Raw genomic sequence first — 12,602 nt, 5'->3', positions numbered from 1 at the left:
GCTGTACGAATCGGCGAAAGGGGCGGCCTTGACCGAGCCGCAGCAAGACGTCGAAGCACCCGACTGGCTCAGTGCCGCGGAAATCGGCATGTGGCAGGCGTTCCGCAACGGCAGTACGTACGACCTCCGCACCCGCAATCCCGTACTCGACGATCCGATGACGACCAGGCCATGGCCCCCCGAACGCAGCGTCCGCGCGCGCGTCGTCGCGCTGCTGCTGCTCAGCGGGCCGCCCGCGCTGCCCGGGCGGGTCGCGGCCCTCAAGCTCAGCGGCGTACAGATCACCGGCACGCTCAAGCTCGCGGGCGGCCGCGTCGAGCCGTACGTCGAGCTGAACAACTGCCGCTTCGAGAAGGAGGTGCTGCTGCCCGAATGCCACTTCACCACGCTGCGCATGGTGGGCTGCGCCATCCCCCGCCTGGAGGCGGCCCGGCTGCACACCGAGGGCGACCTGCATCTGCCGCGCTGCAGTGTCCCCGGCGGCATCCGGCTCACCGACGCCCAGATCGGCACGGACCTGCTGCTCAACCAGATCGTCGTGCACCAGGACCGCAACGGCCGTTCGATCGCCGCCGACGGTCTGTCCGTCGCCCAGGATCTCCAGGCGGAGATGATCGAGTCGAACGGTGAGTTCAGCCTGCGCGGCGCGAAGGTCGGGGTCTCGCTGAGCCTGCGCGGCAGCCGGCTGCGGCGGCCGTACGGCGTGGAGGGGCGGCGGGCGCTGAACGCCCCGCAGCTCACCGTGGAGCGCACGCTCTACCTGACGCCCGCGGGGATCGGGCCGAGGGGCGCGGCCCCGGGGACCACGCCGCCGTACGGCATCGGGAACACGCCGGTGCGCGGCACGCGCGTGCAGCGGTTCGAGTGCGAGGGCGGGCTGCGGCTCGACGACGGACGGTTCGGGGACGCCGTGGACTTCGACGGCGCGCGGTTCCGCATGTCGCTGGGGCAGGAGCTGTCGCTGCGCCGGGTCCAGACGCCCGAGCTGCGGTTTCTCTGCGACCGGCCCGAGGAGGGGAAGGTCGTACTGTCCGGCGCGAAGGTCGGCAATCTGGTGGACAAGGCGGACAGCTGGCCGCGGCCCGGCGGCCTGACCATGAACGGCTTCACGTACGACTGCCTCGTACCGCGCGGGCTGTTCCCGCTCTCGCGCCGGCTGGGGTGGGTGACGGCCGCGACCCCGGAGTACGCCCCGGAGCCGTACGAGCGGCTGGCGGCCGTCCTGCGCAACAGCGGGGAGGACGCCGACGCCCGCGAGGTGCTGCTGGCCAAGCAGCGAAGACGGCGCGAGACGCTGCCGCTGGCCGGGAAGCTGTGGGGCTACCTGCAGGACTGGACGGTGGCGTACGGCTACCGGCCGGGGCGGGCCGCCGTGTGGATGGCTGTGCTGTGGGCGGCCGGAGCGGTGGCGTTCGCGCAGCTCGACCCGCCCGCGATCAACGCCGAGCAGCACCCGGAGTGGAACGCGTCCCTCTACGCCCTCGACCTGCTGCTGCCGGTGATCAACCTGGGGCAGGACGGGCACTGGCGTCTGACCACCGGCTGGCAGTGGGCGGCGGCGGGGCTGATCCTGCTCGGCTGGGTCCTGGCGACGACGGTCGCGGCGGGGGCGTCACGGCTGCTGCGGCGGGGCTGATCCGGCTCTGCGGCGGGGCGGATCCAGGGGGAGGCGACGGGGCCGGCCGGGGGGTACGGTAGCCCCGCCGCCCCCGGCTGCCCCGCTAGCTTTACTGTCCCTTGACCGACGCGGGCACAACCTTTCAGCTGATGCAAAAGCTTCACCGACGCCCTCTGGCGCCGCCCCCACCTGCGGTTTTCAATGGTTCGCACCATGTCATTCCTTCGCGCTCTGATCAGCACCGCGCGCATGATCCGCCACACCCAGCACCTGGGCGCCGGACTGCTCGATGACGACGAGGTGCTGCTCGACGTACCCGACGAGCGCCTGGGACCGGCCCTCGTCGCCGCCGCCCTCGGCGACCACGGGCCTGCGGCAAAGCTCCTCGCTGCCACGCGGGAGGGTGCCGAGTGGGAGAACCGCGACCGGTACACCACCCGCCTCGCCACCTTCGCCCACCATCGCGAGGGCTGGCTCGGCGACTGGCTGGCCGCCTCCCCGCGCGATCCCGACGCCCTGCTCGTCAAGGCCGAACTGTCCGTGCGCAGGGCCTGGGAGTCGCCGGCCCGCGCCGAGCGGCTGCGTGACGTCGGACCGCTGATCGAGGCGGCGGCCGAAGCCGCTCCGCGCGACCCGGTGCCGTGGCGCATCGCTCTGGACCACGCGCGCGGCACGCATGCGGCGCATTCCGCCTTCGAGGAACTGTGGGCGGAGGCGGTGGGCCGCTCCTCGCACCACTACGGGTGCCACGTCTCCGCACTCCAGTACCTCTCCGCCCAGTGGTACGGCTCGCACCGCGAGTGCTTCGACTTCGCCGAACAGGCCGCGGAAGACGCCCTGCCCGGATCGCTGGTGCAGGCCCTGCCCGTACGAGCGGCCTTCGCGCACCTGCTGAGCCGCGAGGGCGCCGGGGCGGCGGACACCGTGATCGCGCCCGAGCGCGTCGACGCGGCGGCCGATCTGGCGATCGCGCTGTCCGCCGAGTACGCGGCGGGCGACCCGTGGCCGGCCGAGGTCCGCAACCTGCTGGCGTACGTGCTGATCACCAGGGGGCGGTGGGCCGACGCCCTGGAACAGTTCCGGCTGATCGGGCCGTACGCGACCTCGTTCCCCTGGGCGTATCTGAGCGACGACGTGCTGGGACAGTTCCTGGAGCTGCGCGACACCGCGAGGATCCAGGTGGCGTCGGCGATGCCTTTGCGGCCTTTGCGCAGGACGGCCCGCAGGGTCGGGTCCGACGGCCATTACGCTTGACCGCTGTGACCACCGCTCGTCTTCCCCTCTTCCCGCTGAACTCGGTGCTGTTCCCCGGTCTGGTGCTGCCGCTGAACATCTTCGAGGAGCGTTATCGCGCCATGATGCGCGACTTGTCGAAGGGCGCGGACTCCGGCGAATCCGCACCGTCCCCCGACCAGTCCGCCGCCCCCTCGGAGGACGAGCCGCGCCGCTTCGTGGTCGTAGCGATCCGTGACGGCCACGAGGTCGCCGCCACGGCGCCCGGCATGCCGGACTCCACGACGATGGCGGAGCGGGGACCGGCGGCGGGCTTCGGCCCGGACCCGGTCCAGGCCTTCCACCGGGTGGGCTGCGTCGCCGACGCGGCGACGATCCGTGAGCGCGAGGACGGCAGTTACGAGGTGCTGGCCACCGGCACGACCCGCGTCAAGATCCTCTCCGTCGACGCGAGCGGCCCGTACCTCACCGCCGAGGTGGAGGAACTGCCCGAGGAGCCGGGCGACGACGCGGGTGCGCTGGCCGAGGGCGTGCTGCGGGCGTTCCGCAGCTACCAGAAGCGGCTCGCGGGCGCGCGTGAGCGCTCGCTGACCACCGGCGCGGAGCTGCCGGACGAGCCGTCCGTCGTCTCGTACCTCGTGGCCGCCGCGACGGTACTGGACATCCCGGCGAGGCAGCGCCTGCTGCAGGCGCCCGACACCGCGAGCCGGCTGCGCGAAGAGCTGAAGCTGCTGCGCGCCGAGACGGCGGTGATCCGCCACCTGCCCTCGGTGCCGGCCGTCGACCTGACCGTGGCGCCCACCAGCCCCAACTGACGACCGACCGGAGGCAGAGCCCCAGTGGCCAAGAAGAATCGCCAGGCCGGAGGCACTCCGGCGACCGTCGCCCTGACCGCGGCGGGGACGGCGTACATCCTCCACGCGTACGAGCACGACCCGGCGTCCCCCTCGTACGGTGAGGAGGCGGCGCAGGCGCTGGGCGTTGCGCCGGACCGCGTCTTCAAGACCCTGGTGGCCGACATCGACGGCACGTTGACGCTGGCGGTCGTGCCGGTGGCGGGCTCACTCGACCTCAAGGCGCTGGCGGCGGCGGTCGGCGGCAAGCGCGCGGCGATGGCGGACCCAGTGGTGGCGGAACGCACCACGGGCTATGTGCGGGGCGGCATCTCACCCCTGGGCCAGCGCAAGAAGCTCCGTACGGTCCTGGACGCGTCGGCGTCGTCGTACGACACGGTGTGCGTCTCGGCGGGGCGCCGCGGCCTGGAGCTCGAACTGTCCCCGGTGGACCTGGCGGCCCTCACGGACGCGACCATCGCCCCGATCGGCCGCGCGTAACCGGCGACCGGCACGCCTGCGACCCGACGCGTGGCGTCAGGTCGGCGTACCGTCCTGCGTGCCCGGTCCCGGTGCCGGATGCCAGTACGCCCCCCACTCCGGCTCCGGATCCCGTGGTCCGAAAAGGGCCGTCAGCCCCAGGTGGACCAGCATCGCGGCCATCGGCCAGGCCAGCAGCGCACCCTTCGCCCCGAGCCTGAGCGGCGCGTCGAACTCCACGCCCTGACCGACCTCCCGCGCGCGCTCGACCACGTCGGCCGTCGGCCCGAACCAGACGCCGGTCCCCCACGCCAGCAGCGACCCGAGCAGGCCGCCCAGTGCGAGACCGATCACCAGCGGGATACCGCCACGCCGGTTGAACCAGAAGACCAGAGCGGCGCTGACCGCGCCGAACGCGAGCGCCAGCAGTACGAACGTCCCGTCCGCCCCGATCGCTTCCTCACCCTCGGTGTCCTTGAGGAAGACGGCCTTGTCGGTGGAGATCAGTGGCACTCGCGGCGCCAGCCACATCCACAGCAGCCCGAGCCCGATGCCCAGGACCGTCAGCGCCAGAGCCACCACAGCGGCCCTGATCACCTCCATGGACGGGCTGGTGTCGTCCTGTGTCCCCTCCGCGACGGGACCGGCGTGCGGGTGGGAGGGGGCCTGCGGAGCGGCCCCGGCTTCGGACTTCTGCCAGGGGTCGTTCGGCGGCTGCTGGTGAGGCGGCGTCAGAGGAGCGGTCACCCTGCCATCGTGCCAGGCGTCCCCGTCCCACGCGTCACCGGACCGCCGCTCAGCGGACCGCCGCCCGGCGGTACGCCCAGGTGGCGACCGCCAGCGAGACGACCCCGACGACCGCGCACACGGCCAGGTCGAGTACGACCGCGGGCCAGTTGGGGTGCGTGTCGAAGGTACGCGCGAAAGCCTCGACGCCGTACGTCGAAGGCAGCAGATCGCGGGCGTACAAGATCGGCACGGGCAGCCGCTTGGGGGGCAGCACCCCGAGCAGCAGCGCCGCGGACATGCCAAGCTGCCCGAGCAGCGTCGCGAGCTCCTGGCGCGGTGCGAGCAGGCCGAGCGCCGCGCCGAGACCGGCGAGCGCCGCCCCGGCGAGCGGGACGACGGCCGCCAGCACCCACAGATGGGTGAGCGGGAGCTGGAACAGCACGCACCCCACGACGGCTGTGACGAACGTGCCCGGCACCGTGAAGGAGGCGTACGCGGCTGCCGCACCCAGCACCACCGCGGCCGGCGGCACCGGCAGCGTGGCGTAGTGGTCGAGGCCGCCGCTCGCCCGTAGCTGCCCGAAGTACTGGGCGAGGAGATTCAGCGCGACGAAGGCGACGACGAGCACACTCGACCCGGCGACGACGGCCCGCGCCTCGTCGCCCCCGTCGACGACCCCCCGCATCAGGACCATGATCCCGACGGACTGGAACGTCGCCACGAAGAGCAGCGGAATGCGCGCCACCCGCGCTCGGGACAGCTGCGCCCGGTAGACGGCGGCGAGCGACGGCAGCAGGCGCGCGCGGGGTGCGAGGGGTGCGGGCGCGTCACCGGCCGCACCGGCGTCCTTGTCCCTCGCCACCCGGATCCGCACCGAGCCGGTCTCGGCCTCCGCAGGCACGACACTCACGCCTTGACCAGCCCCTTCGTACCGTTCGTGCTGCCACCGAGCGCCAGGTAGACGTCTTCGAGGCTCGGCGTCGCCAGCGTGAAGTCGTCGAGTGCCGCGAACGCCTTGCCCCCGGTTACGGCGGCGACGGCCGCACGCGCCTCGTCGGGGGCGAGCCGCAGGACCCAGCGCCGCCCGGACTCCTGCGCGGATTCCCGCAGCGCCGCGACCTCGGGCACGTCCAGCGGTGCCCGCTCCCGCCACACGAGGTCGAGCCGTACCTCACCGGCTACGCGCGACTTGAGCCCGGCGGGGCTGTCGCACGCGATCACCCGGCCGCTCTCCAGCACCGCGACACGGTCGAGGACCGTCTCGGCCTCGATGACATTGTGCGTGACGAGCAGCACGGTCGCGCCGTTCTCGGCCCGCCGCCGGTCGACGGCCGCCCACACCGCGCGGCGCGCGACGGGGTCCATGCCGGTGGTCGGTTCGTCCAGTACGAGTACGGGCCGCTCGCCCACCAGCACCGCGGCGAAGCAGGCGAGGCGGCGCTGGCCGCCGGACAGCTTCTTGAGCGGCCTCCCGGCGATCTCGCCGAGACCGAGTTCTTCCAGTACGTCGTCCCGCTCGGCACGCGCGGCCTTCGCGGTGAGCCCGCGCAGCCGTCCGGTGGTTTCGGCGGCGAGCGACACGGTCAGCTCGTCCAGCGCGGTGGATTCCTGCCCGAGGTACCCGACGAGCCGCGAGGCGCGCTCGGGGTGCCGTACGAGGTCGTGCCCCAGCAGCTCGACGCTTCCGGAGTCCGGCCGCATGAGCCCGGTGAGCTGGCGTACGAGGGTGGACTTTCCGGCTCCGTTGGGCCCGAGCAGCCCGAAGATCTCGCCGCGGTGTACGTCGAGGGAGATCCCGTCGGTGGCCCGCACGGCCGGCGTCGCGGGCACTCCGCGGCGGCCGCGGGCGGCGGGATACGTCTTGACCAGATCCCGCACGGCACACACGACTCCCGTGCCGCGTCCCGCCTGTGCTGTGCCCGTACTCACGAGGGACGAGCCTACGGGGTTCCGGGCCACACGCCGTCCCCGGGGGCGCGAAGCGCGGGCTATCCGGGCGGAACGTTCTTCCCCTGACCGCCTTCGGGCAACTCCAGCCCCTCCGGCGTTTGAGGAGCGGGGTCCGGGGCGGGCCCCGGTTCGGGAAGGGGCGGGTAGGGGAAAGTCCCGCAGGGGTACTCGGCCGCGCCCGCCGCCTACTCCCCCGCTGTCACATGCTCCGCCGCCGCCCGCACGTCGATCTCGCGCCAGAAGCCCGCCCGGATCGCATACCGGTCGTGCTCGTCGATCTGGTCGTCCTTGTGCGCCAGCAGACCGAATCGCGCCGCGTACCGCAGCAGCTCGCCGTCGATCCGGTGCGGAATCCTCGGGTACATCGTCGAAAGCTTCTGGGTGTGGCCGGGGTCCGGCAGCCGTTCCATCCACCGGCGGGCGAAGACCTGGCCGACCTCGAAGGGGTCGCCGCCGACCGTGGTGATGTCCTCCTCCCGGTCCGCCCAGCGCTGCTCCGCGCTGGTGAGCTGCGCCAGCGTCGGCAGGGAGGCGGTCTCGGGCGGCTCGCCGAGCTGACCGCCGTTGCCCGGACGCTCCGCCCAGCCCTTGTCGGACGACCACCGCAGCGTCGCCCCGGCAGCGGCGGCCGCCGCCGGCTGCGCGGTCCCGTTGGCGTGCGGATGCTGCGCCGTCTGCGCGCCCGGACCGCGCAGGCCAGCAAGGTCCTTCGGTGTCGGCACGCCCCTGGTCCCGTGCGGTGGATGCGTCTCCGCGGGCCCGCTCGCGGCAGCCACGGGCGCGGGAGCCGGCGACGGGGCCGCGGAATCCACCGCCCTCGCGGATCCGTTCCGTACGGCATCACCCCCCGCTTCGGCCTCGGCCCGCGCCTGCGCCTGCGTCTGCGCGGCCCGCTCGGCCCGCTCCGCCGAAGCCGCGAGCGCCGATTCCGGCAGCGGAGCCGACAGGATCGCGGCGATTTCCGGCCGCGGCACCGGCGGTGGCGCGCAGATCCCGGTGAGGTCCTTCGCCCGTACGGCCTTGGTGATCCACGCCCGGTCCAGGACGCGCCGTTCGTCGGCCTCGGCGACCAGGTCCTCCGACTGGTTGTAGTCCCCGTCGGCCGCCTGCACGGCCCACAGGTGCACCGCTACGCCGTGTTCCTTGGCGGACATCAGTCCGGGTAGCAGATCCCCGTCCCCGGTCACCAGCACAATGTCCGAGCAGGCGCGATTTCTGGCCAGCTCGGTCAGCTCCGCGTGCATCGCCGCGTCGACGCCCTTCTGCGCCCACCGCCCGTCGCTTCGGGTCAGCGCGCCCAGCCTGACCGTCACGCGCGGCATGACCCGCAGCCGCCGGTGCTCGGGCTGGGGAACGCGGTCCGGTGCGCCGTCGAACCAGTAGATGCGCAGCAGCGGCTGCTCCGTATCCGCTTCGGCCCGTTCTCGCAGACCCTGGATGAGCGCGGCGTGATCCACGGTGATGCGGGAGCGGGCCGGTTCTCCGGCGAGCAGGCTCGCGGCGGCGCCCAGCAAATAGCCGGCGTCCACCAGGACGACGCAGCGGTCCACGCGTTCCACCCTCTTTCGGGAACCTCGGGATCGAAAGGTGCTTCGGGAGTTCAGGAGTGCTTCGGGCTTCCTTCGAGTCTGCCCGACTGCGTGAGGGTTAACGGCCGGAACTCGATCATCGGCGTGGCGGATGCCGAAGTTGCTCCGCGACAGCCCCAATTACGCACGGTAATGATCCAAAATGCGAGCTATGTCGCCTTGTGTGAGTCTGGTCCCGGCCCTGGCCCCCAGACCCAACAGGAGGCAGAACCATGGCCAAGAACAAGAATCGCAAGCAGGGCGCCACACAGGACCGCGCGTCCTCGGTGGCGCGTGGGACCACGCAGGCCAAGGACAGCGCCTTCGAGTCCCACGCCCAGCCGCAGACGCACGCCCAGGGCAGCCCTGCTGATGTTGCCCGTAAGCACCAGCGGCGCTTCGGCCATAACTGATCACGCTGTGTAAATACGCGAAAGAAGACGAAGAAGAAGGGGCGTACCCGTGACGACGGGTACGCCCCTTCTTCTTCGCGTTCTTATCCCGCTTATCCCGCCAGGCAGGACGGGCCGAGCAGCACCTTCAAGTCCCCGAACAGCGCCGGGTCCGGCTGAACGCGGTGCCGGTCGAGCCGCAGCACCGTCGTCTTGCGGGCCCCCTGGAGCTTGATCCGGACCTCCGTGTTGCCCCGGTGGTGCTTGAGGATCTCGCCGAGCTTGGTCACCATCGGCGGCGTCACCTTCACCGTCGGAATGGTCAGCACGACCGGCGCGTTCGTCCCGGCCGACGACACGTCGGGGACCATCAGCTCCATCGCGACGAGCCGCGGAACGTCCTCGCGCTTGTCGAGGCGGCCCTTGACGAAGACCACGGTGTCCTCGACGAGCTGGGTCGAGACGAGCTGGTACGTCGCCGGGAAGAACATGCACTCGATGGAGCCGGCCAGATCCTCGACCGTCGCGATCGCCCAGGCGTTGCCCTGCTTGGTCATCTTGCGCTGGAGGCCGGAGATGATGCCGCCGACGGTGACGATCGCACCGTCCGAGTGCTCGCCGCCGGTGAGCTGCGAGATCGAGGCGTCGGCCTTGTCCGACAGGACGTGCTCAAGACCGAAGAGCGGGTGGTCGGAGACGTACAGGCCGAGCATCTCGCGCTCCTGTGCGAGCAGGTACGACTTCTCCCACTCGATGTCGGAGAACTCCACGTCGAGCCCGAAGCCCGGCTCGTCGCTTTCCTCCTCGCCCATGCCGCCGAAGAGGTCGAACTGCCCCTCGGCCTCCTTGCGCTTGACCTGCACCACGTTGTCGATCATCGGCTCGTGGTGCGCGACGAGGCCCTTGCGGGTGTGCCCCATCTCGTCGAAGGCACCGGCCTTGATGAGCGATTCGACGGTCCGCTTGTTGCACACGACCGCCTCGACCTTGTCGAGGAAGTCCGGGAACGAGCTGTACTTCCCCTTCGCCTTTCGGCTCCGGATGATCGAGTCCACGACGTTCTGACCGACGTTTCGAATGGCGGTCAGGCCGAAGAGGATCACATCGTCGCCCTGCGCGGCGAAGTTCGACTCGGACTCGTTCACGTTCGGCGGGAGCACCTTGATGCCCATGCGCCGGCACTCGTTCAGGTAGACGGCCGACTTGTCCTTGTCGTCCTTGACCGAGGTCAACAGCGCCGCCATGTACTCGGCGGGGTAGTTCGCCTTGAGGTACGCCGTCCAGTAGGTGACCAGTCCGTACGCCGAGGAGTGCGCCTTGTTGAACGCGTATCCGGCGAAGGGGACCAGCACGTCCCACAGCGCCTGGATCGCCGCGTCGGAGTACCCCTTCTTCTTCGCGCCCGCCTGGAAGAGCACGAAGTTCTTCTGGAGCTCGTCGGGCTTCTTCTTGCCCATGACGCGGCGCAGGATGTCGGCCTCGCCGAGCGAGTAGCCGGCGATGATCTGCGCGGCCTTCTGCACCTGCTCCTGGTACACGATCAGGCCGTACGTCAGGCCGAGGACCTCCTTGAGGGGCTCCTCCAGCTCCGGGTGGATCGGCGTGATCTCCTGCTGGCCGTTCTTGCGCAGCGCGTAGTTCGTGTGCGAGTTCATGCCCATCGGGCCCGGCCGGTACAGGGCCGAGACGGCGGAAATGTCCTCGAAGTTGTCTGGCTTCATCAGCCGCAGCAGGGACCGCATCGGGCCGCCGTCGAACTGGAAGACGCCGAGCGTGTCACCGCGGCAGAGCAGCTCGTACGTCGCCGGGTCGTCGAGCGGGAGGCTGAGCAGCTCCAGGTCGATGCCCTTGTTGGACTTCACCATCTTGACGGCGTCGTCCATGATCGTGAGGTTGCGCAGGCCGAGGAAGTCCATCTTCAGCAGGCCGAGCGACTCGCAGCTCGGGTAGTCCCACTGTGTGATGGTCACGCCGTCGGTGTGCCGCACCCAGACGGGCACGTGGTCGGTGATCGTCTCGCTGGACATGATCACGCCGGCCGCGTGCACACCCATCTGCCGGACCAGGCCCTCGACGCCCTTCGCGGTGTCGATGACCTTCTTCACGTCCGGTTCGTTCTCGTACATCGACCGGATCTCGCCCGCCTCGCTGTAGCGCGGGTGCTTGGGGTCGGTGATGCCGTTGAGGTCGATGCCCTTGCCGAGGACGTCGGCGGGCATGGCCTTGGTGAGCCGGTCGCCCATCGCGTACGGGTAGCCGAGGACGCGCGCGGAGTCCTTGATCGCGTTCTTGGCCTTGATCTTTCCGTACGTGCCGATCATGGCGACCTTGTCGGCGCCGTACTTCTCGGTGACGTACCTGATCACCTCACCGCGCCTGCGCTCGTCGAAGTCGATGTCGACATCGGGCATGGAGATGCGCTCGGGGTTGAGGAACCGCTCGAAGATCAGGCCGTGCTCGATCGGGTCGAGGTCGGTGATGCCCATGGCGTACGCGACGATCGAACCGGCCGCGGAGCCTCGGCCGGGGCCGACCGCGATGCCGTTGTTCTTGGCCCACATGATGAAGTCGGCGACCACGAGGAAGTACGCCGGGAAGCCCATGTCGATGATGATCTTCATCTCGTACTCGACCTGCTTGAGCCGGTCTTCCGGGATGCCGTTCGGGAAGCGGCGGGCCATGCCGCGCATGGTCTCCTCGCGGAACCACGTCACCTCGGTGTAGCCCTCGGGCACATCGAACTTGGGCATCAGGTTCCGCTCCTTGAACCAGCCCTCCGTGTCGATCTGCTGCGCGACCAGGAGCGTGTTCGCGCAGCCTTCCTGCCAGGCGTCGGAGGAGTCGACGGCGTACATCTCGTCGGTCGACTTCAGGTAGTAGCCGGTGCCGTCGAAGCGGAAGCGGTCCGGGTCGGAGAGGTTCTTGCCGGTCTGGATGCACAGCAGGGCGTCGTGCGCGCTCGCCTCGTTGGCGTAGGTGTAGTGCGAGTCGTTGGTGACGAGCGGCGGGATGTTCAGCTTCTTGCCGATTTCGAGCAGCCCGTCGCGGACCCGGCGCTCGATCTCGATGCCGTGGTCCATCAGCTCCAGGAAGTACCGGCCCTCGCCGAAGATGTCCTTGTAGTCGGACGCCGCCTGCACCGCCTCGTCGAACTGGCCGAGCCGCAGCCGTGTCTGCACCTCGCCCGACGGGCACCCGGTGGAGGCGATCAGGCCCTCGGACCACTGGGAGATGGTCTCCTTGTCCATCCGGGGCCACTTCGTCAGCCAGCCCTCGGCGTACGCGTCGGAGGACAGCCGGAAGAGGTTGTGCAGGCCGGTCTTGTTCGCCGCCCAGATCGTCTTGTGCGTATAACCACCGGAACCGGACACGTCGTCGCGCTTCTGGTGCGGCTGGCCCCACTGGATGCGCCGCTTGTTGCGCCGCGACTCGGGCGCGACGTACGCCTCGATGCCGATGATCGGCGTCACCCCCGCCTTCTTCGCCGAATGGAAAAAGTCGTACGCCCCGTGGAGGTTGCCGTGGTCGGTCATCGCGATGTGCGACATGCCCATTTCGTTGCAGGCCTCGAACATGTCCTTGAGCCGCGCGGCACCGTCCAGCAGCGAGTACTGGGTGTGTACGTGAAGGTGCGTGAAGGGCGGCTTGGTCACGGCGAAGGCCTCCGGCAGAACGGTCGGTGACAGGTTGAGGGACAGCTCGGAAGTCTACGTCGGCCGACTGACAACGAGGGGGCACTCACGAGTACGGTCAGGCGTTGGACTCGGGGAAAGCCCTGTCCATTTTGTCAAAAACGTCA

10 protein-coding genes are annotated in these 12,602 nt (G+C 70.5%); 5 read left to right on the top strand and 5 right to left on the bottom strand.

The window, feature by feature from the left end:
* The first annotated feature begins 28 nt into the window (after positions 1-28).
* The 4 genes from G412_RS0107190 to ybaK all read left to right on the top strand — a co-directional run bounded on the left by G412_RS0107190 (position 29) and on the right by ybaK (position 4,185).
* Positions 29-1,636: a hypothetical protein gene (locus G412_RS0107190; protein ID WP_028811489.1), complete on the top strand. Its 1,608-nt coding sequence runs from the start codon at positions 29-31 to the stop codon at positions 1,634-1,636.
* Positions 1,637-1,819: 183 nt separating this feature from the next.
* Complete coding sequence (locus G412_RS0107185) at positions 1,820-2,872, top strand: hypothetical protein (RefSeq protein ID WP_051338180.1); 1,053 nt, start codon at positions 1,820-1,822, stop codon at positions 2,870-2,872.
* A gap of 5 nt (positions 2,873-2,877) precedes the next feature.
* Positions 2,878-3,666: an LON peptidase substrate-binding domain-containing protein gene (locus tag G412_RS0107180; protein WP_028811487.1), complete on the top strand. Its 789-nt coding sequence runs from the start codon at positions 2,878-2,880 to the stop codon at positions 3,664-3,666.
* A gap of 24 nt (positions 3,667-3,690) precedes the next feature.
* Positions 3,691-4,185 (top strand): Cys-tRNA(Pro) deacylase, encoded by a 495-nt coding sequence (gene ybaK / locus G412_RS0107175; RefSeq protein ID WP_028811486.1) that lies wholly within the window; start codon positions 3,691-3,693, stop codon positions 4,183-4,185.
* Positions 4,186-4,221: 36 nt separating this feature from the next.
* On the opposite strand, the gene G412_RS33565 is transcribed toward ybaK, so the two are convergent.
* The 4 genes from G412_RS33565 to G412_RS0107155 all read right to left on the bottom strand — a co-directional run bounded on the left by G412_RS33565 (position 4,222) and on the right by G412_RS0107155 (position 8,402).
* Complete coding sequence (locus G412_RS33565; RefSeq protein WP_037647926.1) at positions 4,222-4,911, bottom strand: hypothetical protein; 690 nt, start codon at positions 4,909-4,911, stop codon at positions 4,222-4,224.
* A gap of 49 nt (positions 4,912-4,960) precedes the next feature.
* On the bottom strand, positions 4,961-5,803 hold the full coding sequence (locus G412_RS0107165; RefSeq protein ID WP_028811485.1) for an ABC transporter permease: 843 nt from the start codon (positions 5,801-5,803) through the stop codon (positions 4,961-4,963).
* Positions 5,800-6,780: an ABC transporter ATP-binding protein gene (locus tag G412_RS0107160; RefSeq protein WP_028811484.1), complete on the bottom strand. Its 981-nt coding sequence runs from the start codon at positions 6,778-6,780 to the stop codon at positions 5,800-5,802. Before G412_RS0107160 ends, G412_RS0107165 begins: the two co-directional genes overlap by 4 nt.
* Positions 6,781-7,028: 248 nt before the next feature.
* Positions 7,029-8,402: an NYN domain-containing protein gene (locus G412_RS0107155; RefSeq protein ID WP_037647922.1), complete on the bottom strand. Its 1,374-nt coding sequence runs from the start codon at positions 8,400-8,402 to the stop codon at positions 7,029-7,031.
* Between the two features lie 242 nt (positions 8,403-8,644).
* Here G412_RS0107155 and G412_RS0107150 point away from each other — a divergent pair, with 242 nt between their 5' ends.
* On the top strand, positions 8,645-8,824 hold the full coding sequence (locus G412_RS0107150) for a hypothetical protein (RefSeq protein WP_028811482.1): 180 nt from the start codon (positions 8,645-8,647) through the stop codon (positions 8,822-8,824).
* A gap of 92 nt (positions 8,825-8,916) precedes the next feature.
* Here G412_RS0107150 and dnaE read toward each other — a convergent pair whose 3' ends face one another.
* A complete protein-coding gene (gene dnaE / locus G412_RS0107145) occupies positions 8,917-12,456 on the bottom strand; it encodes a DNA polymerase III subunit alpha (RefSeq protein WP_028811481.1) in 3,540 nt (1,179 codons plus the stop codon).
* Positions 12,457-12,602 lie beyond the last annotated feature (146 nt).

This window comes from Streptomyces flavidovirens DSM 40150, from assembly GCF_000429085.1.
Classification (GTDB): domain Bacteria; phylum Actinomycetota; class Actinomycetes; order Streptomycetales; family Streptomycetaceae; genus Streptomyces; species Streptomyces flavidovirens.
This window is presented reverse-complemented; position numbering and strand designations above follow the sequence as displayed.